The sequence below is a fragment of the Oerskovia sp. 140933 genome (assembly GCF_059651515.1).
The window spans coordinates 92,799-119,706 of record NZ_JAMXIO010000010.1; the positions used below are offsets into that span (position 1 = coordinate 92,799).

22 protein-coding genes and 1 tRNA gene are annotated in these 26,908 nt (G+C 73.0%); 13 read left to right on the plus strand and 10 right to left on the minus strand.

Annotated features, from left to right (window positions below):
- Window positions 1-65: 65 nt before the first annotated feature.
- The gene (locus tag NHG27_RS07665; protein ID WP_497015600.1) at window positions 66-1,394 is read right to left on the minus strand and encodes an MFS transporter; all 1,329 of its coding nucleotides are present in this window, start codon (window positions 1,392-1,394) and stop codon (window positions 66-68) included.
- A complete protein-coding gene (locus tag NHG27_RS07670) occupies window positions 1,391-2,641 on the minus strand; it encodes an NAD(P)-binding domain-containing protein (protein ID WP_497015603.1) in 1,251 nt (416 codons plus the stop codon). Before NHG27_RS07670 ends, NHG27_RS07665 begins: the two co-directional genes overlap by 4 nt.
- A gap of 165 nt (window positions 2,642-2,806) precedes the next feature.
- On the opposite strand from NHG27_RS07670, the gene NHG27_RS07675 reads away from it, so the two are divergent.
- From NHG27_RS07675 to NHG27_RS07690, 4 genes are read left to right on the plus strand one after another with little or no spacing between them, the layout of a single operon-like run.
- Window positions 2,807-4,045, plus strand: a complete 1,239-nt coding sequence (locus NHG27_RS07675) for an alpha/beta hydrolase (RefSeq protein ID WP_497015605.1) — start codon at window positions 2,807-2,809, stop codon at window positions 4,043-4,045.
- A 36-nt stretch (window positions 4,046-4,081) separates the two neighbouring features.
- Entirely contained in the window at window positions 4,082-5,032 is a 951-nt protein-coding gene (mshD, locus tag NHG27_RS07680) for a mycothiol synthase (RefSeq protein WP_497015607.1), read from the plus strand.
- 43 nt (window positions 5,033-5,075) lie between these two features.
- Window positions 5,076-7,409 (plus strand): RNA degradosome polyphosphate kinase, encoded by a 2,334-nt coding sequence (locus NHG27_RS07685; RefSeq protein WP_193721264.1) that lies wholly within the window; start codon window positions 5,076-5,078, stop codon window positions 7,407-7,409.
- Window positions 7,406-8,428: an NUDIX hydrolase gene (locus tag NHG27_RS07690; protein WP_193721263.1), complete on the plus strand. Its 1,023-nt coding sequence runs from the start codon at window positions 7,406-7,408 to the stop codon at window positions 8,426-8,428. The genes NHG27_RS07685 and NHG27_RS07690 overlap by 4 nt, the downstream gene beginning before the upstream one ends.
- A gap of 91 nt (window positions 8,429-8,519) precedes the next feature.
- On the opposite strand, the gene cydC is transcribed toward NHG27_RS07690, so the two are convergent.
- The 5 genes from cydC to NHG27_RS07715 all read right to left on the minus strand — a co-directional run bounded on the left by cydC (window position 8,520) and on the right by NHG27_RS07715 (window position 14,870).
- Window positions 8,520-10,391, minus strand: coding sequence for a thiol reductant ABC exporter subunit CydC (gene cydC / locus NHG27_RS07695; protein ID WP_497015611.1), 1,872 nt, complete (start codon window positions 10,389-10,391; stop codon window positions 8,520-8,522).
- A complete protein-coding gene (locus tag NHG27_RS07700) occupies window positions 10,388-11,983 on the minus strand; it encodes an ABC transporter ATP-binding protein/permease (protein ID WP_497015612.1) in 1,596 nt (531 codons plus the stop codon). The genes cydC and NHG27_RS07700 overlap by 4 nt, the downstream gene beginning before the upstream one ends.
- A gap of 129 nt (window positions 11,984-12,112) precedes the next feature.
- Window positions 12,113-13,117, minus strand: coding sequence for an inorganic phosphate transporter (locus NHG27_RS07705; RefSeq protein WP_193721261.1), 1,005 nt, complete (start codon window positions 13,115-13,117; stop codon window positions 12,113-12,115).
- Window positions 13,118-13,122: 5 nt separating this feature from the next.
- On the minus strand, window positions 13,123-13,743 hold the full coding sequence (locus tag NHG27_RS07710; RefSeq protein WP_193721260.1) for a DUF47 domain-containing protein: 621 nt from the start codon (window positions 13,741-13,743) through the stop codon (window positions 13,123-13,125).
- A 527-nt stretch (window positions 13,744-14,270) separates the two neighbouring features.
- Window positions 14,271-14,870, minus strand: coding sequence for a hypothetical protein (locus NHG27_RS07715; RefSeq protein WP_497015630.1), 600 nt, complete (start codon window positions 14,868-14,870; stop codon window positions 14,271-14,273).
- Between the two features lie 213 nt (window positions 14,871-15,083).
- Between NHG27_RS07715 and NHG27_RS07720 the strand changes: the two genes are divergently transcribed.
- From NHG27_RS07720 to NHG27_RS07735, 4 genes are all read left to right on the plus strand, one after another.
- Window positions 15,084-15,590: a MarR family winged helix-turn-helix transcriptional regulator gene (locus tag NHG27_RS07720; RefSeq protein WP_497015614.1), complete on the plus strand. Its 507-nt coding sequence runs from the start codon at window positions 15,084-15,086 to the stop codon at window positions 15,588-15,590.
- Window positions 15,591-15,727: 137 nt separating this feature from the next.
- The gene (locus NHG27_RS07725; protein ID WP_497015616.1) at window positions 15,728-17,431 is read left to right on the plus strand and encodes an MDR family MFS transporter; all 1,704 of its coding nucleotides are present in this window, start codon (window positions 15,728-15,730) and stop codon (window positions 17,429-17,431) included.
- Window positions 17,432-17,550: 119 nt separating this feature from the next.
- Window positions 17,551-18,027, plus strand: coding sequence for a MarR family winged helix-turn-helix transcriptional regulator (locus tag NHG27_RS07730; protein WP_497015618.1), 477 nt, complete (start codon window positions 17,551-17,553; stop codon window positions 18,025-18,027).
- A gap of 2 nt (window positions 18,028-18,029) precedes the next feature.
- Window positions 18,030-18,479 (plus strand): DUF2809 domain-containing protein, encoded by a 450-nt coding sequence (locus NHG27_RS07735; RefSeq protein WP_497015620.1) that lies wholly within the window; start codon window positions 18,030-18,032, stop codon window positions 18,477-18,479.
- Between the two features lie 43 nt (window positions 18,480-18,522).
- Here NHG27_RS07735 and msrB read toward each other — a convergent pair whose 3' ends face one another.
- Window positions 18,523-18,972: a peptide-methionine (R)-S-oxide reductase MsrB gene (gene msrB, locus NHG27_RS07740; protein WP_193721257.1), complete on the minus strand. Its 450-nt coding sequence runs from the start codon at window positions 18,970-18,972 to the stop codon at window positions 18,523-18,525.
- A gap of 323 nt (window positions 18,973-19,295) precedes the next feature.
- Between msrB and NHG27_RS07745 the strand changes: the two genes are divergently transcribed.
- Complete coding sequence (locus NHG27_RS07745) at window positions 19,296-21,716, plus strand: family 43 glycosylhydrolase (protein ID WP_497015622.1); 2,421 nt, start codon at window positions 19,296-19,298, stop codon at window positions 21,714-21,716.
- Window positions 21,717-21,829: 113 nt separating this feature from the next.
- On the opposite strand, the gene NHG27_RS07750 is transcribed toward NHG27_RS07745, so the two are convergent.
- Window positions 21,830-23,254 (minus strand): DEAD/DEAH box helicase, encoded by a 1,425-nt coding sequence (locus NHG27_RS07750; protein ID WP_497015635.1) that lies wholly within the window; start codon window positions 23,252-23,254, stop codon window positions 21,830-21,832.
- 636 nt (window positions 23,255-23,890) lie between these two features.
- Between NHG27_RS07750 and NHG27_RS07755 the strand changes: the two genes are divergently transcribed.
- Together NHG27_RS07755 and NHG27_RS07760 are read left to right on the plus strand one after the other, a co-directional pair.
- Window positions 23,891-24,619 carry a M50 family metallopeptidase gene (locus NHG27_RS07755; protein ID WP_227748846.1) on the plus strand — a complete coding sequence of 243 codons (729 nt, stop codon included), beginning with the start codon at window positions 23,891-23,893 and terminating at the stop codon, window positions 24,617-24,619.
- 62 nt (window positions 24,620-24,681) lie between these two features.
- Window positions 24,682-25,059, plus strand: coding sequence for a DoxX family protein (locus NHG27_RS07760; protein ID WP_497015624.1), 378 nt, complete (start codon window positions 24,682-24,684; stop codon window positions 25,057-25,059).
- A gap of 251 nt (window positions 25,060-25,310) precedes the next feature.
- Here the strand turns inward: NHG27_RS07760 and NHG27_RS07765 are convergent, their stop codons facing one another.
- On the minus strand, window positions 25,311-25,595 hold the full coding sequence (locus NHG27_RS07765; RefSeq protein ID WP_193721252.1) for an iron-sulfur cluster biosynthesis family protein: 285 nt from the start codon (window positions 25,593-25,595) through the stop codon (window positions 25,311-25,313).
- Window positions 25,596-25,820: 225 nt separating this feature from the next.
- On the opposite strand from NHG27_RS07765, the gene NHG27_RS07770 reads away from it, so the two are divergent.
- The gene (locus NHG27_RS07770) at window positions 25,821-26,426 is read left to right on the plus strand and encodes a class I SAM-dependent methyltransferase (protein ID WP_497015627.1); all 606 of its coding nucleotides are present in this window, start codon (window positions 25,821-25,823) and stop codon (window positions 26,424-26,426) included.
- A 129-nt stretch (window positions 26,427-26,555) separates the two neighbouring features.
- Window positions 26,556-26,627 (plus strand) — tRNA-Lys (locus NHG27_RS07775).
- Window positions 26,628-26,908 lie beyond the last annotated feature (281 nt).

Here is a 26,908-nt window from a genome sequence, read left to right on the forward strand (position 1 = left end):
CGAGTGCTGCCTCTGCACCACGCTGGTCCTGACCGCCCGGGGCAAGGGCGCCCCGAGCACCCCTCCTAGGTCGCGACGCGCGGCGCGCGCAGCAGCCGTCCCGCGACCACCACGAGGTACACGACGAGCAGCGCCGCGGCGCCCCACCCCAGCGCGGCGTAGGACGAGACCGCGATGACGACGCCCGCGAGCACACCGCCGGCCGCACCACCGAGGTTCATCGCGAAGTCCGAGAGCCCCTGGACCTGGGTCCGGTCGGCCGCGGGGGTCGCGTCGATGAGCAGCGCCGACCCGGCGACCAGCCCGAACGACCAGCCCACGCCCAGCAGCACGAGCCCGACCGTGAGCCGCGCCGAGTCGTCGCTCGGGGCGCCGGCGACGATCACGGCCGAGACGAGCAGGACGACGCCGCCCACCGCGAGGACGCGAGCGTGCCCGACCCTGTCCGCGGCCCACCCGATGAGGGGGCTCAGCACGTACATGCCGGCGATGTGCGCGCTGATGACGATCCCGATGATCTGCAGGCTGGCGCCGCCGTGCCCCATGTGCACGGGCGTCATGGACATGAGCCCGACCATGACGAGGTGGCTCACGACGATCGCCGCGAGCGCGAGCTGCGCGGTCGTGGACGCGCGGATCACGGCCCACCCGGCGGCGAGACCGGCACGGAAGCCGGGACGGGGAGGCACGGGGGCGGGTTCCCCTGCCGTCGCGCGGCCCGAGGCCGCCCGGGCCGCGGCCACGTGCAGCGGGTCGGGGCGCAGGAGCAGCCAGACGGACAGCGCGGCGGCGGCGAACGCGAGCGACGCGACGAGCAGGGGTGCGGCCGACGTGCCGTGCGCCCCGCCGGGCGCAGGCAGCAGACCGAGGTTCTCGGTCGCACCCGCGAGGTTGGGTCCGAGGACGGACCCGATCGTGGTCGCCCAGATGACGACCGAGAGGTCGGTGGCGCGACGTTCGGGGCGGGCCAGGTCGGTCGCGGTGAACCGGGAGGCGAGCCCGGTCGCGGAGCCCGCGCCGAACAGCAGCATCCCGGCGAGCAGCAGCGGCCACGTCTGGAGCATGGTCGCGGCCGCGGCGAGGAGCGCCCCGAGGAACGCGACGACGTAGCCCGTGGTGAGCGAGCGGCGTCGGCCGTGGCGTTCGGCGAGGCGCGAGAGCGGCAGGGCGACGATCGCGGCACCCACGACGGCCGTGGTCTGGGCGAGGCCTGCGACCGCGTCGGAGCCCGACAGCTCGGACGCGATGAGCGAGCTCACGGCGATGCCGGTCGCGACCCCGATCCCGCCGAGGACCTGGCTCGTCGCGAGGACCGCGACGGTCCTGCGCTGCACGTGGTCGACGGGGTGCCCGGCCGGGTCGTCGGTGGGCTCGGGCAGGGGGGCGGTGGTCACCTCGGCAGCCTAGCGGCGGGCCCCACGACCGGGCCGTCGGACCGGACGAGACCGCCGGGCCCTGCCGGTGCCGCCGGTGCTGCCGACCGGTCGTCCAGCACGCGCAGCACGGCACGCACCGCCTCGCGCCCGGCCCGGTTCGCCCCGACGGTCGACGCGCTGGGCCCGTACCCGACGAGCTGGACGCGCGGGTCGGCGACCACGGTCGGACCGTCCATGACGATCCCGCCGCCGGGTCCCCGCAGCCCGAGCGGCCCGAGGTGGTCGAGCGCTGCCCGGAAGCCCGTCGCCCACAGGATCACGTCGGCGCCCTGGTGCGTCACGCCGTCGGGACGGACCCCCTCGTCCCACGCGACGCCGTCGGGCACGACGCGCGAGAACACGGGCAGGCGACGCAGGACGCCCGACGCGATGCCGGCCTCGTACGCGGGCGTGAGCGGCAGGCCCGTGACGGACACGACCGACTCCGGCACGAGGCCCGCGCGCGTCCTCTCGTCGACCAGCGCGACCGCGTCGCGCCCCCGGTCCGCGTCGAACGGGCCGCCGACCCACACGGGCTCGCGCCGCGTGACCCACGTGGTCGAGGTCGCGTGCGGCGCGATCTGGAGCAGGAGCTGCGTCGCGGACGCACCCCCGCCCACGACGACCACGCGCCGACCGGCGAAGTCCTCGGCCCGCCGGAAGTCGTGCGTGTGGAGCTGCGTGCCCGCGAACGTCTCGCGACCCGGGTACCAGGGCCAGAAGGGCCTGGTCCACGTGCCGGTCGCGTTGACGAGCGTCCGGGCGCGCCAGGTCACGGGCCCGTCGGGCGTGGTCGCCTCGACGAGCAGCGCACCCGCCGGGTCGTCGCGCACCGTGCGCACCGCGACCGGGCGCAGCACGCGCAGGTCGTTGACCTGCTCGTACGCCCCGAAGTACCGCCCGACGGCGGTGCTCGCGCTCTCCTGCGGGTCGCCCGCGTCGAGGGCCAGGCCGGGCAGGTCGTGCACCGCGTGCGTCTGCGCCATGGTCAGGGAGGGCCAGCGGAACTGCCACGCACCGCCGGGCGCGGGCGCGGCGTCGAGCACCACGGAGGTGCGGGGCGTGCCCGGGGAGGCGCCGCCGTCGGGCCCGGACGGGCGGCCGTCGCGCCCGAGCGGGACGAACCCCCGGCGCCGCAGGTGGAACGCGGCCGAGAGACCGGCCTGGCCCGCGCCCACCACGAGGACGTCGACGTCGTAGGGGACCGGTGCGGTCGAGGTGCTCACACCCGTAGCAACCGCGCGGGGCCCAGGACCCATCCTCCGCGCGGCCGTGACGCGCCGCACAGCGCCGGGCCGCGGGTGGGGACGCCCGGTGGACGTCCCGTGGACCCCGGTGGCCGCACGGACGGCCGCCCGGTGGAACCCGCGCGCGGAGGGCACCCTGGAGGGGTGAGCCCGTCCCCTGTCCCGGGGGGTCTGCTGCCGGGCGCGTCCCCGTCGCCCGGCGCAGCCCCGCCGCCCGAGCCCGACACCGTCCCGACCCTGCCCCCTGCGGTGCTGCGCGAGCTCGCCGGGCGCAGCGACTGGGTGTCGTCGTGGTGGACGGTCGGGCTGCTCGCGGCCGCTGCCGTCCTGGTCGCGGGCCTCGTCGTGCTGGACCGGCGCCGACGGGCCGCACGCCCCGCGGAGGGCACCGGGCGGCCGCGGGGCGCGTGGCGCGCCTGGGTCGGGACGGTCGCCTCGGGACTTCTGGTGGTCCTGTCCGTGTCGGTCGCTGTCAACGCCTACGCGGGCTACGTCCCCAACGTCTCGGCCGTCCGCACCACGATGGCCGGGTGGGGGCTCGTCGACCCGCCACCCAGCCACCGCGACAAGCCCTCCGAGCGCGCCGGTTCTGCGGCGACCGGGTCGGTGACCTCGACGCTGCTGCCCGCCCCCGACCTGCGCATGGCCGACGGCTCCACGTGGGTCTACACGCCGCCCGGCTTCGACCCCTCGGCGGACACGCGGTACCCCGTCCTCTACCTCTTCCACGGCAGCCCCGGCCGGCCGAGCGACTGGTTCGCGGCGGCCGACAGCGCGAACGTCGTGGACACCCTGCTGAGGGCAGGGCTCGTCCGGCCCATGATCCTCGTCGCGGTCGACGTCAACGGGACCGGACCCTCCGCGCACGACACCGAGTGCCTGGACTCGACAACGGGCGGCGCGCAGGTCGAGACCTACGTGACCGACGTCGTGGTCCCCTGGGTCGACAAGACCTTCCCCACCGTCCCGGACCGCGAGCACCGTGCGATCGGCGGGATGTCCTCGGGCGGGTTCTGCGCGCTCAACCTGGGGCTGCGCCACCTCGGCACGTTCAGCACGATCATGGCGCTCGAACCCTACGGCGACCCGGGCGCCGGCGGGCGCGCGATGCTCGCGACCCCCGAGGAGCTCCGCGCCAACTCCCCCAGCCGCTACGTCCCGACCATGGACTTCACCGCGCCCGTCGCGGTCTTCCTCGACGGCGGGACCGAGGCCCCCCGGACCGACCGCGAGGCCAACCGTCGGCTCGCCGCGGCCCTCGTCGAGCGCGGTCAGACCGTCGAGCTGCGCGAGGAGCCCGGCCAGGGACACACGTGGGCCATGGTCCACGCGGGGCTGCCGTACGGGCTGGTGTTCGTCTCGGAGCACCTGGCCCGTCCCTGAGCCGTCGCGCCCGCCCGGTTGTGATGGGATGGAACCATGCACTCCCCCCTCGAGATCGGCCCGCTCGACCCGGCCACCGCGGACGAGGTCCGCGCCCTGGCCGCCGCCGCCCAGGAGGCCGACGGCGTCGCCCCCCTCTCCGAGCAGCCGCTCCTACGGCTGAGCACCGACGACGAGCACCTCACGCACGTCGTCACCTACGACGGCGCGGGCACCGTCACGGGGTACGCGCAGATCGACCGCGGCGGCGACGTCGCGAGCGCCGAGCTCGTGGTGCACCCGGCCGCGCGCCGCCGTCGGACCGGCCGCATGCTGCTGCGCACCGCACAGCGCGACGCGACACTGCCCGCGCGCTCGGGCGAGCCCGGCCAGCACGGCCGCACGCTGCACGTGTGGGCGCACGGCGACCTGCCCGCCGCGCGCGCGTTCGCCGCGGACGCGGGCCTCGTCGTCGTGCGCGAGCTGTGGAAGATGGGCCTGGACCTGCGGTCCGGGACGTGGGAGCGCCCCGAGATCCCCGCGGGCCTGCGGCTGCGCACGTTCCGCCCCGGGCCCGACGACGCCGCCTGGCTCCGCGCCAACGCCCGCGCGTTCGCGCACCACCCCGAGCAGGGCCGCCTGACGCAGGCCGACCTCGACGCCCGGACCGCCGAGGACTGGTTCGACCCCGAGGGCTTCTTCCTCCTGGAGCGGGAGGACGGCACGCTCGCGGGCTACCTGTGGACCAAGGTGCCCACGGACCGGAGCGCGGCCTCGGGTGCGCCCGTGCGCGAGGGCGAGATCTACGTCGTCGGCGTCGACCCCGACGCGCAGGGGCAGGGCCTCGGGAAGGTGCTGACCGGCGTCGGGCTCGCGCACCTCGCCGCGCGAGGGCTCGACCGCGCCGTCCTCTACGTCGACGGCGACAACACCGCCGCGACCCGCACGTATCTCGGGGCCGGCTTCGGCAAGGACACCGTGGACGTGCAGTACGGGCCGCCGCAGTGAACCACGTCACCCAAAGTTCACCGAGTGATGCCACCATGAAGTCATGACCGATTCCACCGTCCGTCCCGGCGTCCGGAGCTCCGCCCGCCCGGGCCAGCAGCCGGAGGCCGCCCGCGCGTCGGGACCGCGCGCCGTCCTCGACCCCGAGCTCGCGGCGCACATCGCCGAGCACATCGCCGAGGAGGAACCGGTCACGGGCACGATCGACGTGGAGGTGCTCGAGGCCGAGCCGCTGCCCGCGGACCGGTTCGCCGACCGCGAGCTGAGCTGGCTGTCTTTCAACCAGCGCGTGCTCGAGCTCGCCGAGGACGAGTCCCAGCCGCTCCTGGAACGGGTCCGCTACCTCGCGATCTTCGCGTCCAACCTGGACGAGTTCTTCATGGTCAGGGTCGCCGGCCTCAAGCGACGCATCGCGACGGGCCTCGCGGTCACGGCCGCCTCGGGCCTGTCCCCGCGCCAGGTCCTCGACGCGATCAGCGAGCGCGCCCACGAGCTCATGGCGCGCCACGCCGCGGTCTTCACCGACCAGGTGCAGCCCGCGCTCGCGACCGAGGGCATCTCCCTGCTGCGCTGGGAGGAGCTCGACACGCGCGAGCAGGAGCGCCTGCACAAGTTCTTCCGCAAGCAGATCTTCCCCGTGCTGACCCCGCTCGCCGTGGACCCTGCACACCCGTTCCCGTACATCTCGGGGCTCTCGCTCAACCTCGCGGTCGTCGTGGTCAACCCGACGACCGGCAAGGAGCACTTCGCCCGCGTCAAGGTCCCGCCCCTGCTCCCGCGCTTCATCGCCGTGGACTCGCGCGGACGCCCGTCGGCCCCCAGCTCGCAGGCAGCCGACCCGGACAAGGGCCCCACGTCGTTCGTCCCGCTCGAGGACGTCATCTCCCAGCACCTCGACCACCTGTTCCCGGGCATGGAGGTGCGCGAGCACCACACGTTCCGCGTGACGCGCAACGAGGACGTCGAGGTCGAGGAGGACGACGCGGAGAACCTGCTCCAGGCCATGGAGAAGGAGCTGCTGCGCCGCCGGTTCGGGCCGCCCGTGCGGCTCGAGATCGCCGACGGGATCAGCCCCCGCATCCGTCAGCTCCTCGTGCGAGAGCTCGACGTGGCCGACGACGAGGTCTACAAGCTGCGCGCGCCGCTCGACCTCACGGGGCTCAACCTCATCGCGGACCTCGACCGCGCGGACCTGCACTACCCACGGTTCGTGCCGACGACCCACCGCTTCCTCGCGGAGGTCGAGAGCGCGAGCCCGACCGACGTGTTCGCCGCGATCCGCGAGCGCGACATCCTGCTGCACCACCCGTACGACTCGTTCTCGACGTCGGTCCAGACGTTCCTCCAGCAGGCCGCGGCCGACCCGAACGTCCTCGCCATCAAGCAGACCCTGTACCGGACGTCGGGCGACTCCCCGATCGTGGACGCCCTGATCGACGCGGCGGAGGCCGGCAAGCAGGTCCTCGCGCTCGTCGAGATCAAGGCGCGCTTCGACGAGCAGGCCAACATCTCCTGGGCCCGCAAGCTCGAGCAGGCGGGCGTGCACGTGGTGTACGGGATCGTCGGGCTCAAGACGCACTGCAAGCTCTCGCTCGTGGTCCGCCAGGAGCCCGAGGGCCTGGTGCGCTACTGCCACGTGGGCACGGGCAACTACAACCCCAAGACCGCGCGCCTGTACACGGACCTCGGGCTGCTCACCGCGGACCCCGAGGTCGGCCAGGACCTCACGCGCCTGTTCAACCAGCTCAGCGGCTACGCGCCCCAGTCGCGCTTCCACCGGCTGCTCGTCGCGCCCCGCTCGGTGCGCTCGGGGCTCGTCGAGCGGATCGAGCGCGAGGCGGTCGCAGCCCGCGAGGGCCGCGAGGCGTGGGTCAAGTTCAAGGTCAACTCGGTCGTCGACGAGACCATCATCGACGCCCTGTACCGGGCCTCGCAGGCCGGGGTCAAGGTCGACCTCGTGGTCCGCGGCATCTGCGCGATCCGTCCGGGCGTGCCCGGACTGAGCGAGAACATCCGCGTCCGGTCCATCCTGGGCCGGTTCCTGGAGCACTCGCGGATCTTCGCGTTCGCCAACTCGGGCGGGCCCGCGATCGCGGACGGCCCCGTGTCCGGGGCCGAGGTCTTCATCGGGTCGGCCGACCTCATGCACCGCAACCTCGACCGCCGCGTCGAGACCCTGGTGCGCCTGGTGGACCCCGACCAGATCACGGGGCTGATCGACCTCGTCGACGTCTCGATGGACGACAGCACCGCGTCGTGGCACCTGCAGAGCGACGGGTCCTGGGTGCGGCACGCCGTCGGGCCGGACGGCCCGCTGAACGACATCCAGTCCATGCTCATCACGCGACAACGCCGGCGGCTGGGCATGGGTCGATGAGCTCGTCCTCGTTCGCACCGCTCGTCGACTCGCTCGGCCCCACGCACGTCCCGCACGCCCCCGTGATCGAGTCCGCGGGCGGGCTCGTGTGGCGCGTGCGCGACGGCGAGCTGCAGGTCAAGCTCGTGCACCGTCCGCGCTACGACGACTGGTCGTGGCCCAAGGGCAAGCTCGACCCGGGAGAGGCGTTCCAGACCGCCGCGGTGCGCGAGGTCGCCGAGGAGACGGGCAAGCCCGTGGTCCTCGGGGTGCCGCTGCCCGGCCTGCAGTACCTCACGCCCGAGGGGCGCGTGAAGCGCGTCCACTACTGGGCCGCGCGGCAGGCCAAGCGGGTGCGGGACGCGGGGCCGCTGGCCGCGCGCGCCCCCGTGCCGCCCGTGTCGGTCGACGAGATCGACGACGCCGTGTGGCTCGGCGTCGAGGAGGCGGCGCGGCGCGTGACCCGCAAGGCGGACCGGGGGCCGCTGGCCGCCCTGGCCGAGGAGTTCGCCCAGGACCGGCTCGCGACCCGCGTGGTCGTGATCGCCCGCCACGGCAAGGCCGTGACCCGCGCGGCCTGGCACGGCGCCGAGGAGGACCGACCGCTCACGCCCGCGGGCCACGCGCAGTCGGTCGCGCTGGTTCCCGTGCTCGCGGCGTACGGCGTCAACACGGTCGTGACGAGCCGGTGGAACCGGTGCGAGCAGACCATCTCGCCGTACGCGGAGGCCGCGCGCCTGGACCGGGTCTCGATCGACCACCTGTCCGAGGCGCAGCACGAGCGGTCGCCGTCGCGGGTCGCGCGCACCGTGCGCGAGCTCCTCGAGTCCGAGCGGTCGACCGTGCTGTGCACGCACCGGCCCGTCCTGCCCACGGTGCTCGACGTCCTGGGGCAGCACTCGCGCCGCCCCGTCGCGAACGCCCTGCCGAGCCGGGACCCGTTCCTGGAGCCGGGCGAGATGCTCGTGGCGCACGTCGCGGACACGTCGCGGGGGCCGAGGGTGCTCGCGGCGGAGAAGGTCGCCCCACCGCTGCACTAGTCGGCCCCCGCCGCCAGGTGCCGAGGCGCGGCGTCGGCGTCGGCGTCCGGTCGCCCGGTCGCCCGACGCCCGGTCGCCCCGGCGTCGCGTCCTAGAGGACGCCGTCGAGCGACCCGGCCTCCCGGTCCAGCAGCGACGCGTAGGCGCCACCGGCCGCGAGCAGCTCGACGTGCGTGCCCTGCTCGACGACGCGACCGGCGTCGAGCACGACGATGCGGTCCGCGTCGGCGACGGTCGACAGGCGGTGCGCCACGACGACGACCGTGCGCCCGGCGCCCGCCTCACGGACCCCGGCCAGGACCCGGGCCTCGGCGGCTGCGTCGAGGTGGGAGGTCGCCTCGTCGAGGACCAGGACGGGCGAGTCGCTCAGCAGCGCCCGCGCGACCGCGAGCCGCTGCCGCTGACCGCCCGAGAGCCGTTCGCCCATCTCGCCGACCACGGTCGCCAGCCCGTCGGGCAGCGAGTCGACCACCTCGTCGAGCGCGGCGCGGCGGCACGCCTGGGCGATCTCCTCGGCCGTGGCGTCCGGCCGGGCCATCCGCAGGTTCTCCTCGATCGTGGTGTTGAAGAGGTAGGGCCGCTGCTGGGCGACGGCGACCGTCGCCCGCAGGTCCGCGAGCCCGAGCTCCCGGACGTCCGTGCCGTCCAGGCGCAGCGCCCCGGAGTCCACGTCCCAGCAGCGCACGAGCAACGAGGCGATCGTCGACTTCCCGGAGCCGGACGCGCCGACGAGGGCCGTCGTCGTGCCTGCTGCCGCCGTGAAGGAGACCCCGCGCACGGCGGGCTCGGCGCGCACCCCGGCGGCGTCCGCGCCGACCGGGTACGTGAAGGTGACGTCCTCGACCGTGACCGTGGGCGCCCGGCGCGGGGCCGGGGCCGGGTCGGACGGCTCGGTCACGACCGGCGCGGCGTCGGTGACCTCGAAGATCCGTCGGGCCGAGGCGTAGGCCTGCTCGAGGTCGGCGGCGAAGTCCTCGACCGCGAGCACCGGGCCGAACGCGCCGACCGTGAGGGCGAGCACGACCGCAGCACCCTGCCAGGTCATCGTCCCGGCGTCGACCATGCTGGTCACGAGGACCAGCTCGGCAACGACCGCGAGCGCGACGAGCGCGGTGTTCGCCCCGCGGCGCAGCGCGATCCAGCGCCCGATGCCCGTGAGCGACCGGGCCGAGCGCGCGTCGAGCTCGGCGAGCTCGCGCTGACGGGCGTCCTCGTGGTTGAAGGAGAGCACCTCGCGCACCCCCTGGACGGTGTCCGTGACGTGCTGGGCGATGTCACCGCGCGTGGCCCGCAGGGTCGCCGACGCCCGTGCGGTCGCGGCCCGTCCGCACCACGGGACGACGACACCGACCGCGAGCAGGAACGGCAGCAGGACCAGGGCCACGGCTGGGCTGATCCCGACGGCGAGACAGCCGAGCGTGACGACCGGGACGATCACGGCCGTGGTGGCCGGGACGAGCGTGTGGGCGAAGAACACCTCGACCCGGTCGACGTCCTTGGTCACCCGGGAGAGGAGGTCTCCGGTACGCCGGCCCTCGACCGCGGCGGGGGCCTGCGGCTCGAGCCGGTCGTAGAAGAAGATCCGCAGCAGGGCCAGCGCGTGGAACGCGACGTAGTGCCCGGCGAGCTGTTCGAGGTACCGGCACACCCCCTTGACCAGGGAGAGCACGACCATCACGGCGATGATCGCGCCGACGGGTGCGGCCGCCGGGACGCCTCGCGTGCCCGTGACGTCGGCGACCACGGCACCCACTCCCCATGCCGCGACGGCGAGCAGCGCCATCCCGATGAGGAGCGCCAGGGTCCGGAAGACCGCCGAGACGACGAGCGGGGCCAGCACGGGGCGGCCCACGTCGAGCAGCCGACGCCGCAGGGCGGCGCGGGTGAGGGGGGCCGCCGGGGCGGGTGCGGCGTCCGTGGCCGTCGTGACGCTCGGGGGCGTGGTGGCCTGCTGGGTGGTCATCGGATCGTCCCGTCGGTCAGCGTGAGCACCCGGTCTGCCCCGGCGATGGTCGCCGGGCGGTGCGAGATCATGAGCACGGTGCGGCCGGCACCGAGGCGGTCGAGGGCTTCGAGGATCGCCCGCTCGGACGCGAGGTCCACCATGGAGGTGGGCTCGTCGAGCACGAGGACCGGGGCGTCCTTGAGGAAGGCCCGGGCGATCGCGAGGCGCTGGGCCTGTCCGCCGGACAGGGAGAGCCCGCGCTCCCCGACCGGGGTGTCCAGCCCGGCGGGCAGGGCCCGGACCACCTCGGCGAGGTCTGCGTCCGCGAGGGCCTGCCAGCAGTCCGCGTCGCTCGCCCCGGGCGCGGCGACGAGCAGGTTGTCGCGCAACGTGCCGGTGAAGAGGAAGGTGTGCTGCGCGACGACGGCGACGTGCTCACGCACCCAGGCGACCGGGACCTCGGTCAGGTCGTGCCCGCCGAGGCTCACCCGCCCGGAGTCCGGCCGCAGGGCGGTCTGCAGGAGGGACCCGGCGGTCGTCTTGCCCGAGCCGCTCGGGCCCACGAGGGCCACCTTCTCCCCCGGCGCCACCTCGAACGTCACGTCCTGCAGGACCGGGACGCCCTCGGTGTAGGCGAACCCGATCCCCTCGAAGGAGACGCCAGCCTCGGTGAGCGGGCCGGGGTCCACGACCCCGGGGGCGTCGACGACGTCGGGCTGCTCGGCGTGGAGGCGGCGGATCTCCCGGACCGAGGCCATGCCGCCCATGCCGATGTAGAAGAACTGACCGATCCGGTCGAGCGGCTCGAGCAGGAGGGTCGAGAGCAGCACGAGGGCGAGGGCCTGGCCGGCGGTGATGGCGCCGTCGGCGAGGCGGTTCATCGCGAGGGCCGCCGCGCCCGTGATCATCGCGAGCGAGAACACCGAGTCGACGACGAGCAGCACGACCTGGTTGCCGGCGAGCATCCGCATGACGTGCTTGCGGACGTCCTCCGCGGCGTCGGCCAGCGTGGCGCCCATCCGCTCGCCCGCGCCCAGCAGGCGCAGGGTCGTCAGGCCCTGGAAGGCGTCGAGGAACCGTGCGGACAGCAGGCGTGAGCTGGCTCGGTACCGCTGGCTCACGGAGCGGAACGCCGCCTGGAAGCCGCCGACCGCGAGCGGGATGGCGGGCACGCCCGCGAGCAGCCAGAGCGCCGCGACGGGGTCGATCGTCAGGGCGACGACGAGCAGGACGACGAGCGGGACGGTCATCGAGGCGATCATCGGCCCGACGAAGGTGCCACGGTACGCGGCCGCCCGCTCGACGCCGTCGGTCGCGGTCGAGACGATGCGTCCGGCGCGCTCCCGCGTGCGCTCGGCCACCCCGAGCGCCAGGACGTGCCCGACGACGCCGCTCCGCAGCGTCCGCTCCTCGCGTGCCTGCTCCCGGGCGCCGAGGGTGGGCACCGCCCACGCGGCGACGCCCGCCAGCAGCGCGAGGGCGACGAGCAGGGCGACGGGCGGGCCCTCCCCGACGAGCAGGTCGTCCATGGCGGTCCCGACCCCGAGGAACAGGAGGGCGAGCAGGAGGGACGAGGCCCAGGAGAGCGCGACGGCGCGTGCACGGTTCACCGTTCAACGCTATCCGCGCGCAGTTTAGGACAGGCTGTCCAAAGGTCCGCAGCGCACGGCCGAAGGTCCCGATTCTGACACGCCTTCAGATGCGAGGGGACGAACCGTCACCTCGCCCGAGGGGACGGTTCAGAGCAGGATCGGCGACAGGACCCAGTACATGATCGCGGCCACGAGCGCGGCGGCGGGGATCGTCAGGACCCACGCGACGGCGATGTTCTTCGCGACGCCCCACCGCACGGCGGACAGCCGCTTGGTCGCGCCGACGCCCATGATCGCCGAGGTGATGGTGTGCGTCGTGGAGACCGGGGCGTGCAGCGCGAACGCGTTGACGTAGAGCACGATCGCGGACACGGACTCGGCGACGAACCCGCGCGCCGGGTCGAGCTCGATGATCTTGCGCCCGAGCGTCCGCATGATGCGCCACCCGCCCGAGTAGGTCCCGGCGGAGATCGCGGCCGCGGCGGCGAGCTTGACCCACAGCGGGATGCCCTCGTCGGGGCTGGCCCAGCCGACGGTCAGCAGCGCCATGAAGATGACGCCCATGGTCTTCTGCGCGTCCTGCAGGCCGTGGCCCAGGGCCATGGCCGCGGCGGACACGGTCTGCGCGAGGCGGAAGCGGCGCGTCGTCTTGGACGGGGCGGCGCGGCGGAACGCCCACAGCAGACCGACCATGGCGACGAACGCGAGGCCGAAGCCCACGAGCGGCGAGAAGACCATCGGGAGGACGACCTTGTCGACGATCGCCTGCCCGTAGATCATGAGGCCGCCCGCGAGCCCGGCACCCACGAGGCCGCCGATCAGTGCGTGCGTCGACGACGACGGGAGGCCGAACCACCACGTGATGAGGTTCCACACGATGGCGCCGACGAGGGCGCACAGCACCACGATGAGCGCCTGGTGGGAGTCCACCCCGTTGAGGTCGACGATCGAGGTCGCGATGGTCTCCGCGACCTCGGTCCCCAGGAGCGCTCCGGCGAAGTTCATGACGGCGGCCATGATGAGGGCTGCGCGCGGGGTGAGGGCGCGCGTCGAGACGGACGTCGCGATCGCGTTGGCCGCGTCGTGGAATCCGTTCGTGTAGTCGAAGCTCAGCGCGAGCGCGACGACGAGGACGACCAGAGCGAATTCCACGGGGCTCAGGACTCCTTGAGCGCGATGGTCTCGACCATGTTCGCGACCTTCTCGAACGCGTCGGCGGCCTGCTCGAGGATCTCGATGACCTCCTTGAGCTTGATGAGGAGGATCGGGTCGGCGACGTTGTCGAAGAGCTCGGCGAGGAGCTTGCGGTGGATCTTGTCGGCCTGGTTCTCGAGGCGGTTGACCTCGACCCAGTACTCGGCGAGGTCGTTGAGCGAGCGCAGGCGCGGCATGGCCTCGGCGGTCAGCTCGGCGGCGCGCTGGAGGACCTGGACCTGCTCGCCGACGCGGGCGGGCAGCTCCTCGATCTTGTACAGGACGATGAGGTCCGCGGCCTCTTCCATGTAGTCCATGCAGTCGTCGAGCGCGGAGGCGAGCCCGTAGATGTCGTCACGGTCGAACGGCGTGACGAACGTCTGGTTGAGGCGCCGCATGATCGTGTGGGTCGCGTCGTCGGCCAGGTGCTCGGTCTCCGCCAGCTTCTTGGCGAGCTCCTTGCGGGTGGGCCGGTCGGCGCCGAGGAGCTCGGCCAGAAGGTTTGCCCCGGTGACCAGGTGCTGCGCGGAGTCAGCGAGGAGGTCGAAGAACGAGGTATCGCGCGGGGTGAGGCGCAAGCGCACGGGAGGCTCCGGAAGGGCTGGACGCTGATGGGGTTTCACAGGCAGGTGACGACCGCTCGGGGCGATCGTCACCTGGATGTCACAGGTGTTCTGTTGAGAGGTGACGCTGTGGTGACGGGCGGTCGACGCGCGGGTTGACGCACGGTCGACGCTCGTCAAATGTAACCGAACTGTCGCCCGAACGTTCAATCGCTCGGGCAGCCTGACGGGGGCTCCGTCACGGCCTGCTCAGGGCAGGTCGAACGGTGCTCACGTCATGGTGGGGGGCGACGCCGGGCCGGGAGCGCCTGTCGGCGCGAAGGCCGCTCGAAGCGGCTGATGTTGGAGCCCGGGGCTACCGCGACCCGACGTCGTGAACAATCGTACGCCCGTGTTCCGGAGGCTTCGAACCTGCAGGTCAGGGGTCTTTCCCGGGCCTCGCGGGACGCTCCTGGGCGCCCGTCGGCACGGGTCCCGGAGCGTCGGGCCGCGACGCACCGCGGCCCGCGATGACGCCGCGTCGGCGACCGGCGCCCGACGTCGCAGCGTCAGTCGAGCCTGTCGGCCCGCCAGAGCGCGGCGGAGTGCTCGAGCTCCTCGGCCGTGCGCAGGAGCGAGGAGGCGCCGCGCGTCATCCGGAGCGCGGAGTCGGGGTCGACGGCGTCTCGCGTGTCGGCGTCGAACGCGGCGCCCGTGGCGAGGATGCGGCAGAACGCGGCGGCTCGTTCGAGGGCCACGGCGAGGTCGCCGGCGAAGACCCCGGAGAGGACGGCGTCTGCGAGCTCGCGCACGTCCTCGGGGCCGGGTGCGCTCACGACGCCGGCGACGGCTTCCTGGACGGGGGCGGCGTCGACGCCGAGGCGGTAGCGCAGGGTCACGGTCTGCGGGTCGCGGCGCACCCACTCCCGCAGGACGTACAGGCGCCAGAGCGCTCCGGGCAGGGTCGCGGGGGCCGAGTCGGCCCAGAGGCCGGACACGACGTCGAGCCCCTCGGTCTCGACGAGGCGGATGAGGCGTTCGACGACCTCGGGATCCTCTGCGGCGCGCGCTCCGTGCACGATCGCGGCGGCGGTCGTGTGGGCGATCTGGTCGCGCAGCGCGGGGTCGAGGTCCCCGGGGAGCTCCTCGGCCTCGCGGGGGTCGAGCATCGCAGGGCGGCGCGGGCGGTGGTTGGGGCTCGGTTGTTCGCTCACGTCTCGATCGTACGCACGCGACCCGCGGGGGCGGCGGGCGGGGGCCCCGCCAGGTCCGGTCAGGAACGAGGTCCGGCACGGCCGTCCAAGAACATGTCCGCTGCAACTATTGCCTTCAGCAACCATGTGGGTTTATGGTTGCTTGCAGCAACTAAGGAGATCTCTCGCGTGCCCCTCTCCCCCACCCCGTCCCTCGCCTCGCCCCTCGACGACCCCGCGGCCGCCGACCGCGCGACCCCCTCGCCCTACGACGGACCCGTCAAGGAGCTGACGATCGCGCTCGAGGAGCTCAACCGCGCCCAGCGCGAGGTCTCGGCCCGCCTGGCGCGCGAGCTCGACTTCCCGCGCGCGTCGCTCGGCACGCTCCGCCTCCTGCAGCGCTGCGGCCCCCTGCAGGTCACGGAGCTCGCTCACCACCTGAAGGTCGACCTGTCGGTCGCGAGCCGCCAGGTGACGCACCTCGTCGAGGCCGGCCTCGTCGAACGGACCGCGTGCGACGACGACCGGCGGGCCCGCAGCGTGACCCTGACCCCCGAGGGCAGGGAGAAGGTCGACGAGACCTTCCGCCTCCTCGCGAGGCGCACCGCCGGCACCTTCGCCGGCTGGACCGCCCAGGAGCTCCGCGAGTCCGTCCACCACCTCGGACGCCTGACCGAGGCGCTCTCCGGCTCCTGACCGACCGCACCACCCGCACGACCTCTCGCGCACCAGACCGACCACCCGGGCGCCCCGCCCCACCGGCCCGACCTCCGCCGTCGGGCCCCGCCATGACGTTTCGACCTCAATGCACGACCTATGAATGTGAGACCTGTATGAGCGCTACCACCACCATGACCCGCAAGGAAGTGCTGGAGTCACTGTCCGGCATCCTGCTCGGGATGTTCGTCTCGGTCCTCGCGACCTCGGTCGTCTCGAGCTCGCTCCCCAAGATCATCAGCGACCTCGAGGGGTCGCAGTCGTCGTTCACGTGGGTCGTCACCGCGACCCTCCTGACGACCACCATCTCCACCCCCATCTGGGGCAAGCTCGCCGACCTGACCAACCGCAAGGTCCTGATCCAGCTCGCGCTCGTCGTCTCGGTCCTCGCGTCGGCCCTCGCGGGCCTGTCGCAGAACGTCGGCACCCTCATCACGTTCCGCGCCCTCCAGGGCATCGGCGCCGGCGGTCTCATGGCGCTCGCCATGGTCCTGATCTCCGACATCATCTCGCCGCGCGAGCGCGGCAAGTACATGGGGCTCATGGGCGGGATCATGGCCGTGAGCCAGATCGGCGGCCCCCTCCTCGGCGGCGTCCTGACGGACACCGTGAGCTGGCGTCTCAACTTCTTCGTCGGCCTGCCGTTCGCGATCGCCGCGATCGTCGTCCTCCAGCGCACGCTCCACCTGCCGCCCATCCCCCGCCGCATCGTGAAGATCGACTACTGGGGCGCGCTGCTCATCAGCGTCGGCGTCTCGACCCTCCTGCTGTGGGTCACGTTCGCGGGCAACACCTTCGAGTGGGTGTCGTGGCAGAGCGCCGTCATGGTGATCGGCTCGCTGCTCGCGCTGGTCGCGGCCGTGCTGGTCGAGAAGAGCGCGGCCGAGCCCATCATCCCCCTGCACCTGTTCAAGAACCGCACGTTCGTCCTCGCGGTCCTCGCGAGCGTCGCCGTGGGCGTCGCGATGTTCGGCACGGCCGTCTTCCTCAGCCAGTACATGCAGGTCGCTCGCGGACGGACCGCGACCGAGTCCGGCCTCCTGACCATCCCCATGATCATCGGCACCTTCGTCGCGTCGACCCTGATCGGGCAGCTCATCACGCGCACCGGTCGCTACAAGGCGTTCATGGTCGCCGGCGGCGTGCTCCTGGTCGGTTCGCTGTTCGCGCTGTCGACCATCGACTACCAGACGAGCTTCGTGCTCATCAGCATCTACCTGTTCGCGCTCGGGGCGAGCATGGGCATGCTCATGCAGAACCTCGTGCTCGCGGTCCAGAACACGCTCGACATCTCCGAGATGGGCGCGGGCACCGCGACCGTCGCGTTCTTCCGCACCCTGGGCGGCACGATCGGCGTCTCGGTCCTGGGGGCGGTCCTCGCGAGCAAGGTCACGTCCTCGATCCAGGCCGGACTCGCCTCCATGGGCGTCCCGTCCGACGCGACGGGCGGCACCGTGCCCGACCTCAACACCCTCCCGGCCCCGATGCGCGACCTCGTGGAGCGCGCGTACGGCGACGGCATCGCCGACATCTTCCTCGTGGCCGTGCCCCTCGCGGTCATCGGGCTGATCTGCGTGCTGTTCCTCAAGGAGGTCCCGCTCGGGACCAAGTCCGGTCTCGACGAGCGCCTCGAGCGCGACCTCGCGGCCGGCCTGCCGGACCTGACCGACGAGATCGAGCAGGAGCACGAGGGCGACCACGCCGAGGAGTCCGTCCTCGCCGGGGCCGGCGCGACGTCGTCGGGCTCGCCGAGCGGGGCCACCGGCACCTCGACGCGACCCGCCGAGGGCACCGCTCCCGGGGGCAGCGCCTCGCGCTGACGCCCACCTGCCGGCCCTCACCCGGGGCCGCCGTGGATGCTTGTTCCGCGGCGGCCCCGTCGCACGCCATGATGGGGCGTGTGACCCCGCCCTCGCCGATCGACCAGCCGGAGCCGACTGTGTCCCTCACGCCCGCCACACCCCCCGCCGACGAGTCGCCGCTCTCCGCGCTCGAACGCGAGCTGCGCGTCCTGACGCGCCGCGCCGGCTCGTCCGCGAACGCGATGGCCAAGCGCATCCACCCCGACCTCGACGCGAGCGCCTACCCGCTGCTCGCGCACATCTGGGCCAACCCGGGCGTGCGGGGGTCGGACCTCGCGCAGCAGTTCGGCGTCGGGCGCGCGACCATCTCGCGCCAGCTCGCCCGGCTCGAGTCCGTCGGGCTGGTCGACCGCGAGGTCGACCCCGAGGACTCGCGCGGGCAGGTCATCACGCTCACCGAGGCCGGTGCGACGCTCCTGCGGACCACGCACGAACGACGCGTCGACTCGATCTCGCAGGCGCTGAGCGACTGGTCCTCCGAGGACGTCGCGGCCCTCGCGGGCCTGCTGCACCGGTACTCGGAGGATCTCGTGCGCTGGCAGGCGACGCACTGACGGTGGCGCCGGGGACGCCCGCCGCGCCCGGACCGGGGCCGCACGGCGCCCGACGGCGCAGCCGCCCTCGCGTCCTGGCCGTCCTCGCGGGCGTGGTCGTCCTGGGACTCCTGGTGACGACGCAGGTCCCCGACCCGGTCGGCGACGCGGTCGGCGACCTGCTGTACGCGGTCGCGGCGTACGCGGCGTTCGTGCTCGTGACCCCGCGGTCGCGACCGTGGGTCGCGGGCGTCGTGGTGCTCGCGTGGTGCTGGCTCGTCGAGGCTCTCCAGGCGACCCCGCTCGTGGGGGTCGTGCTGGACGTCGCGCCCGCGGCGGCGTGGGTGCTCGGGAGCACGTTCAACGCGCGTGACCTGCTGTTCTACCTGCTGGGAGCGATGTTCGCGACGGGCCTCGACGTGCTCGCCGGTGTCGCTCGTCCTCGTCGTGCCGACGTGCCGGAGCGGGCGTGACCTCGAGGTCACGCCCGCTCCGACGATCACCTGCCGTGCCGACTCAGGCGCCCGCGTCCTCGAACGTCAGGCTCAGGCTGTTCATGCAGAACCGGTCGCCCGTCGGGGTCTGGGGGGCGTCGTCGAACACGTGCCCCAGGTGCGAGCCGCAGTTCGCGCACCGCACCTCGGTGCGGACCATGCCGTGGCTGCGGTCCTGGATCAGCTCGACCGCGTCCGACTCCTTGGGCGCGTAGAAGCTCGGCCACCCGCAGTGCGAGTCGAACTTGGTGTCCGAGCGGAACAGCTCGTTGCCGCAGGCCCGACACCGGTAGATCCCTTCCCGGTTCTCCTCGAGGAGCTCTCCTGTCCAGGGGCGCTCGGTGCCCGCCTGGCGGAGCACGGCGTACTCCTCGGGAGCCAGCTCCTCCCGCCACCGGGCGTCGGGCTTGGCCACCGGGTACACCTTCTGCGAGAACAGGTTGCCGGTCGTGTCGTGGGTCTCGTTGGTCATGCTCCACCTCCGACAGCGACAACCGCGCCGGGTGTCCGGGTGTTCCCGGTCGGCCGCGGGCGCGGGGGTCGCTCAGCCGTTGACAAGCCCTTCGTGAGCGCTAACATGGCCACACCGAGGCGCATGTGAGCGCTCACACCGGGAGTCGGCAACTAAGCCGACGAGCTGCACAGCGAAAGGAGACTCCTCGCGGCAGCCCGGTCGAGCGCTCGGCGCCGACCACGACAGCAGCTCCACCCGCCCGGCGGCGTGCCCCGCTGCCCGGCGACGGACCGGCGTCATGGGTACCGATCCACGCGCACCACACGAATCAAGGAGGATTTATGAGGCGACACGAGAGACGACCGACGGTCCGGGGCGTCCTGGCGGGAGCGGTCCTCGCGGCACTGCTCTCCTCCGCGCTGTCCGTGATCCCGTCCCAGGCCGCCGAGACGGAGCTGATCGTCAACGGAGGGTTCGAGGACGGCACGACCGGGTGGATCGTCAACGACGGCAACCCGACCGACGACGGTCTGCTGTCCACGACCTCGGACGCCTACGCCGGGCAGGGCGCCGCGCTCATGACGCAGCGCGCGACCACGGGCTCCGGCCCGCTCCAGGTGCTGAGCGGCAAGGTCCAGGCGGGCGAGACGTACGACCTGTCGGCGAAGATCCGCTACGACGGCGCCGACGCGCCCGCGTCCAAGCAGTTCTTCGCCACCATGCACTACGGCGGCGGCACCTACACGAACCTGGTGAGCGTCACGGCCGTCAAGGGCGCCTGGGCCACTCTCCGCGGCACGTTCACCATCCCGGCGACGCAGAGCACGACGACAGCACGCCTCTTCTTCGAGACGCCCTGGACGAGCAACCCGTCGAGCGACCCTGCCACGCACCTCATGGACTTCAGGCTCGACGACGTCTCCCTGACCGGAGCCGCACCGCCCGCACCGCCGTCCAAGACCATCGAGGTGCTCGGCAAGGTCCCGGGCGAGCACAACCCCGTGATCTCCCACAAGTTCGGGGCCGACGCCTACGGGTTCGTCGACGACGGTCGCGTCTACCTCTACATGACGAACGACACCCAGGGGTACGCGCCGAGCTCGGTCACCGGGGTGTCCCCCCAGATCGACTACGGGAGCATCAACCAGATCACCCTGATCTCGTCCGAGGACCTGGTCAACTGGACCGACCACGGCGAGATCGACGTCGCAGGCGCCGGCGGGGTCGCCCCGTTCACCGGCAACTCGTGGGCGCCCGGAGTCGCGAAGAAGATCGTGGACGGTCAGGAGAAGTACTTCCTGTACTACGCGAACGGCGGCGGTTCGAGCAACGTGATCACCGGCTCCTCGCCCCTGGGGCCCTGGACCAGCGAACGCACCAGCACGCTCATCGACGGCAGGACCCCGGGCACCGAGGGCGTGGCCTGGAAGTTCGACCCGGCACCGCTCATCGCGACGGACGGCACCCCCTACCTGTTCTTCGGCGGCGGACCGGCCGCGACGAGCATGCCCGCCGCAGAACGCTTCAACAACCCGAAGAACATCCGCGTCATCCAGCTCGGCGAGGACATGGTCTCGACCACGGGGACCGCCGCGGTCGTCGACGCGCCCGTCGCGTTCGAGGCGGCACAGGTCTTCGAGCGCGACGGCATGTACTACCTGTCGTACTCGTCGCACTTCGGCGGCGCCGACTTCGGTGGCAACCAGGTCAAGGTGCCCGGGTATCCCGGTGGCGGCCAGATCGGCTACATGATGTCGACCGACCCGATGTCGTGGCCCAAGGAGACCTACTCCGGCGTCCTGTTCCCCAACCAGAGCCAGTTCTTCGGTGCCGGCACCGGGGGGAACAACCACCAGTCGGTGTTCGAGCTCGACGGGAAGTACTACTTCACCTACCACGCGCCGACCCTCAACAAGCGCATCAACGGCGACGTCACGCAGGGCTACCGCAGCACCCACCTCCAGGAGCTGACGTTCAACGCGGACGGCACCATCCAGCAGGTGGTGGGCGACTTCGCGGGCGTCGACCAGGTCAAGAACGTCGACCCGTACCAGACGCTCGAGGCCGAGACCTTCGCGTGGCAGCAGGGCCTGGCGACCAAGAAGGTCGGTACGGGATCGGCCCAGTTCGGCGACGACGCACCCCACCTCGTGGTGCACGACGTCGACGACGGAGACTGGTCGGCACTGTCAGCCGTGGACTTCGGGGCGGGGGCCGCGAGCGTCACCGCGCGGGTCAGGCCGTTGGTCGCCGGGGCGAGCATCGACGTCCGCCTCGACGACCGTGCCGGACCCGTGGTCGCGACGATCACCCTCGACGCGGAGATCGGCGACTGGGTGGATGCGTCGGCGGACCTCACCGACGTCTCCGGCATCCATGACGTCTACTTCACGTTCTCCGGGCCGTCCGGGAGCGACCTCGTGGAGCTCGACACGTGGTCGTTCGCCGCCGCGTCCGAGACCCCGACCCTCGACGTCTCGGTGGCGGCCGCTGCGCGCTGCCTCGCCGGCAAGGTCTCCCTCACGGTGCGCGCCGTGAACGACGGCGCGGGTCCCGTCGACGTGACGATGTCCACGCCGTTCGGACGCAAGACCTTCGAGGGGCTCTCGCCGACGAGGAGCGCGCAGCAGACGTTCGCCACCAGGGCAGGCAGCGTGCCGGCCGGGGCGGTGACCGTCACGGCGCGGGCGACCGTCGACGGCCGGGACGTGACGACCACGCACGAGGCCACGTTCGACGCGACGGACTGCGCCCAGCGGTAGGCGCACCCGCGCTCCCGAGGCCCCGGCACCGGGGCCTCGGACACGCCGCGGGAAAGGGTGAGGGCCCCGGCGGTGATCCGCAGATCACCGCCGGGGCCCTCACGCACCGAGGATCAGTACGACGACGACGAGTACACCGTCGCCGAGCCGCCACCGCGCTGCGCGCGACCACGGCCACCACGACGACGAGCCTGCGCACCAGCGCCGCCCTCGCCGCCCTGCGCCGACTGGCCGCGACCACCCTGGGCGCGCTGCGCCGTCGGGCCGGCGGACTTGGCCGGGGCCGCGGTGCGCGTCGCACGCGTCCCACCGTTGCGCGACGGCGTGCCGCGACGGGCCTGCGTCTGCGGCGGCGTGATGTCCGCGGGGCGCACGTACTCGGCGACCTCGCCGACGAGCGACGTGATCGCCGCGTCACCCGGGGCGACCGACTGCGGCTGCGCCGTGATCTTCGCCTTGCGGGTCAGGTCCTTCACGTCGCTGCGCTGCTCGGGGAGCATGACGGTCACGACGACGCCCTCGGAACCGGCGCGAGCCGTACGGCCCGAGCGGTGGAGGTACGCCTTGTGCTCGGCCGGCGGGTCGACGTGCACGACCAGCTCGATCTCGTCGACGTGGATGCCGCGCGCCGCGATGTCGGTCGCGACGAGCACGCGGACCGAGCCGTTCGAGAACGCCTCGAGGTTGCGCTCGCGCGCCCCCTGGCCGAGGTTGCCGTGCAGGTCGACCGACGGGATGCCCTGCGCCGTGAGCTGCTTCGCGAGCTTCTTGGCCTGGTGCTTCGTCCGCGTGAACAGGACGCGACGGCCCGTGCCCGACGCGAGCTGCTGCACGACGTCCTTCTTCGCGTCCGCGTCACGGACCGCGAAGATGTGGTGCGTCATGTTGGAGACGGGCGACTCGGCCGAGTCCACCGAGTGGCTCACCGGGTTGCTCAGGTACCGCTTGACGAGCTGGTCCACGCCGTTGTCGAGCGTCGCCGAGAACAGCAGGCGCTGGCCGCGCGTCGGGGTCTTGTCCATGATGCGCTTGACGCCGGGAAGGAAGCCCAGGTCGGCCATGTGGTCGGCCTCGTCGAGGACCGTGATCTCGATGCCGTCGAGCGACAGGACGCGCTGGTTGAGCAGGTCCTCGAGGCGGCCCGGGCAGGCGATGACGATGTCGACGCCCGCGTTGAGGGCGCTGACCTGGCGGCTCTGCGCGACACCACCGAAGATGGTCGTCGTGTTCAGGCCCAGGGCCTTCGCGAGCGGCTCCATCGTGGCGTTGATCTGGTTCGCGAGCTCACGCGTCGGGCACAGGACCAGCGCGCGGGGGCGGCGGGCGGCACGACGCGTGTCCGACTGGGACAGGCGCGTGACGACAGGCAGCGAGAACGCGAGGGTCTTGCCCGAGCCCGTGCGGCCACGGCCCAGGACGTCGCGGCCCTTGAGCGTGTCCGGGAGCGAGGCGACCTGGATGGGGAACGGCGACTCGATGCCCTGGCTGGAGAGCTCGCGGATCACCGTGGTCGGGATCGCGAAGTCCGCGAACGTCAGGCCCTCGGGCACGACGGTCGGGACCGACGAGCGCTCCACGGCGGGACGCTGCTCGCGCTGCTCGCGGGGAGCGCGCTGCTCACGGTTGCCACCGGCGGGGCGACCCTGGCCGGCGCCGCGGCCGTCACGCGAGTCGCGCTCACGGACCGGGCGACCGTCGCGGGTCACCTTGGCGGGACGCGGGTCGCGGCTCTCGCGCTCGTCGCGGGAGTCGCGGACGGGGCGGGTGGTGTCGCGGGACTGCTGTCCCTGCGACTGGTTGGTGCGGGGGGCTGCGGCGTTAGGGCGCACGGCAGCACGAATGGGGTTGTTCAAGGGTTTGCCTCTCGGGCGTAGGGTCGGGGTTCGCCGCAAGAAATCCAGGGAACTCCACGACGCTGGGCGCGCAGAGATGCGCAGCCACGATCCCCACTCTCTCATGCCTGGGGCGCTCGTGCGTCCAAGGTGATCGACGTCTCCACATCCCTCACCGATCCCACACGTCGCGGCGCACCGACCTCTCGCGAACGCCCGGGCCCGACGGCGGGCCCGCCGTCGGGCGTGCGGCCCGCCCCTCCCGGAACTTCGCCCCGGCCCCCGCGCGGACCTCCCACGGGACGCACATGCGGGCGTGGTGGAATGTCGCCCGTGGACTTCATGAGCTCTGTGGGAGACGTCGTCGGCCAGATCTGGTCGGCGGCCACCACCCCTGTGCCCGCACCGGCCTCCGCGGTCGTCCTGTCGATGTCGCTCGTCGCGCTGATCGTCGTGGTGTTCACGCCGGTCTGGCGCGTCGCGCGACACGTCGTGACGATCGCGCACGAGGGCGCGCACGCCATCGCGGCCCTCCTCACGGGGCGCCGGCTGACCGGTATCCGCCTGCACTCCGACACGTCGGGCCTCACCGTGTCGTACGGCAAGCCGCGCGGGTTCGGCATGGTCGTCACGGCGTTCATGGGGTACGTCGGCCCGGGCCTCGTGGGCCTCGGCGCGGCGGCGCTGCTGCGGGCGGGCTACGCCGTCGGGCTCCTGTGGCTCCTCGTGCTGCTGCTGACGCTAATGCTGCTGCAGATCCGCAACTGGTTCGGCCTGTGGTCCGTGCTGGTGAGCGGCGTCGCCCTCGTCGTGGTGTCGTGGGCCGCGACGCCTCCCGTGCAGAGCGCGGTCGCGTACGCCGTCACCTGGTTCCTGCTGCTGGGCGCGATCCGGCCCGTCCTCGAGCTCCAGATCTCCCGCAGCCGCGGCAAGGCACGCCAGTCCGACGCCGACATGCTCGCGCGCCTCACCCGTGTCCCGGGGATCGTGTGGGTCGTGGTGTTCCTGCTCGTGACCGTCGGTGCCGCGGTGCTGGGCGGGTACTGGATCGTGTCGCCGGTCGGCGCGTGACCTGCTGACGCCACCGGACGCCCCGGGCGGCGAGCCGCCCCCGCTCTGCCTAGCATCGGGCCATGCCCCTCTCCCCGACGCTCTCCGCGGTCTCGCTCGCAGCGCTGCTCGGCTCGTCCGGGGTCGTCCACCTGGCGCGGCCGCAGGTCTTCGAGCCCCTCGTCCCCGCCGCGCTCGGTGACCCGCGCCCGTGGGTCACGTGGAGCGGGGTCGCCGAGCTCGCGTGCGCGGCGGCACTGCTGGTCCCGGCCGCACGCCGCGTCGGCGGCCTCGCGAGCGCCGCGCTCCTCGTCGGCGTCTTCCCCGGGAACGTGAAGATGGCGCTCGACTCGCACCCCGGCGCCAGCTCCTGGGCGCGCAGGCCGCTCGTCGCGTGGGGGCGCCTGCCCGTCCAGGTGCCGCTCGTCGCGTGGGCGCTGTCGGTCGCGCGGCGGGGCTGAGGCGACACGGTACGGGCCGGGTCGGGTCGGAGCGGGCCGGGTCGGCACTGGCCGGGTCGGCGCCGCGGTGCCGGGCACGACGACGGGCCGTCCGCTGCGTGCGGACGGCCCGTCGGGGTGAGCAGGTGCGTAGCCCTGGCCGGGCCGGGAACCTTCCGAGGAGGAGGGTGGTCGGCTCCCGGGATGGACGGACCGCGCAACCGCTCAGGTCGAGGTGCGGGCTGTCAGGCCCCGCGGTGGTGCCCGGCCGGTCAGGCCTGCGGCGTCAGGACGAATCCGGGGCCCTCGGTCGCACGAGGGTCGGTGTCGAGCGTGAGGTTGGCGAGCGCGATCGAGGTGGTCGGCTCGACGAAGACGCGGACGTCGCCGTTCTCCACGACCGTGTCGTCGGGCTGCGGGCTCGGGACGAGGGCAAGCTCGAAGTCGCCGGACTGCGGCGCCGACTCGGCGATGCGCAGACCGCCACCGTCGGCCACTCCGGCGCGCGTGGTGAGGTCCTGGACTGCGTCGCGGGCGTTGTCGGTCAGGGTGAGCATGGGAGCTCCTCTCGGTTGCCTGGGGACGCACGGGACGCCTTGCGACGAACCCTGGCGTGCGCCTTTCGGTTGCCTCCAACCAAACAAGGATCGGGTCCGATCGCAAGGGCAGGGGCCCTTTTCCGGCGTGTCTCCCAGGAAGTGGGATCGCACGAGGCAGGCGGTCCCGGATCGCGTTAGGGTGCGCGCCCGTGGGGCGTCCACTGCGGGTGGGAGCATGGTCCCGTGACCGCTCTCCACTCCCCCGACCACTGGGCCGTCTACAACTCCGCACAGCCCGGCCGCGAGGTGCGCGACCTCTGCCGCGAGGTCATGACGCACGCCGGGCCGGGCGCGGGCCGGCAGGCGGTCGACCTGGGCTGCGGGGCGGGCGTCGAGACGGCCGCGCTGCTGGCCGGGGGCTGGCGCGTCCACGCGGTCGACGGCGAGCCGGGCACCCCGTCCCTCGTCCGGACCACGGCGGGAGCTGCGGCAGGAGACGGGCTGAGCGTCGCCGTCGTGCCGTTCGCGGACCTGGCGGACCTGCCGCCGGCCGACCTGCTCTACGCCGGGTACTCGCTCCCGTACGCGTCGCCCGACGACTTCCCGCGCGTCTGGGCCGCGGTCCGCCGCGCCCTGCGGCCGGGCGCGTGGCTGGCTGTGAACCTGTTCGGGGTGCACGACTCGTTCGCGGGCACGATCGACGGGACCTTCCTGACACGTGCCGACGCCGAGTCCCTGCTCGACGGGCTCGACGTCGTCGCGTTCCGCGAGGAGGACGAGGACGGCCAGTCGTTCAGCGGTCCCAAGCACTGGCACGTCTTCGACGTGGTGGCGCGCGCCCCGCGCTGACGTCGGCCCGCCCACCGTGCCCGACGGCGTCGCTCACCGCACGTGGTCAGGTCGCCACGCGTGGAGGCTCGGCGCGTAGACTCTGCGCGGGCCTGGCGTCGCCTCCGACGGGGCGTGCGCACGGAGCCCGGGCCTCTAGCTCAATGGCAGAGCTGCGGACTTTTAATCCGTAGGTTGTGGGTTCGAGTCCCACGGGGCCCACAGTGCTGACCTGCGAACTGTGCCAGGTCTCGACCGACCGCCAGGTGTTCGTGCGGCAGCAGCAACAGGGCGCGTGACCTGGCACCTGGACGTCGAGTAGTTGCGCTACATGGTCATCGAGCCCAAGATCGGTGTGTTCACGCCCGCGCACGTCGGTCAGCTCGGCACCTTCGAGGAGCGCCTAGTTGTACTGACCCGTTGCGTTGTTGATTCGGTCGATGGGTCGTAGGCCGCCGATGCCGAGGTGGGGTCGTTCCAGGTTGTAGTGGTTGAGCCAGGTA

What these genes read in the sequence shown, in the direction of transcription:
- NHG27_RS07685 (WP_193721264.1), top strand. Translation starts at nt 5,076, where the DNA reads ATGACCGATTCCACCGTCCGTCCCGGCGTCCGGAGCTCCGCCCGCCCG.
- NHG27_RS07690 (WP_193721263.1), top strand. Translation starts at nt 7,406, where the DNA reads ATGAGCTCGTCCTCGTTCGCACCGCTCGTCGACTCGCTCGGCCCCACG.
- NHG27_RS07755 (WP_227748846.1), top strand. Translation starts at nt 23,891, where the DNA reads ATGAGCTCTGTGGGAGACGTCGTCGGCCAGATCTGGTCGGCGGCCACC.
- NHG27_RS07715 (WP_497015630.1), bottom strand. Translation starts at nt 14,870, where the DNA reads ATGCTCGACCCCCGCGAGGCCGAGGAGCTCCCCGGGGACCTCGACCCC.
- NHG27_RS07725 (WP_497015616.1), top strand. Translation starts at nt 15,728, where the DNA reads ATGAGCGCTACCACCACCATGACCCGCAAGGAAGTGCTGGAGTCACTG.
- NHG27_RS07745 (WP_497015622.1), top strand. Translation starts at nt 19,296, where the DNA reads ATGAGGCGACACGAGAGACGACCGACGGTCCGGGGCGTCCTGGCGGGA.
- msrB (WP_193721257.1), bottom strand. Translation starts at nt 18,972, where the DNA reads ATGACCAACGAGACCCACGACACGACCGGCAACCTGTTCTCGCAGAAG.
- mshD (WP_497015607.1), top strand. Translation starts at nt 4,082, where the DNA reads ATGCACTCCCCCCTCGAGATCGGCCCGCTCGACCCGGCCACCGCGGAC.
- cydC (WP_497015611.1), bottom strand. Translation starts at nt 10,391, where the DNA reads ATGACCACCCAGCAGGCCACCACGCCCCCGAGCGTCACGACGGCCACG.
- NHG27_RS07760 (WP_497015624.1), top strand. Translation starts at nt 24,682, where the DNA reads ATGCCCCTCTCCCCGACGCTCTCCGCGGTCTCGCTCGCAGCGCTGCTC.
- NHG27_RS07765 (WP_193721252.1), bottom strand. Translation starts at nt 25,595, where the DNA reads ATGCTCACCCTGACCGACAACGCCCGCGACGCAGTCCAGGACCTCACC.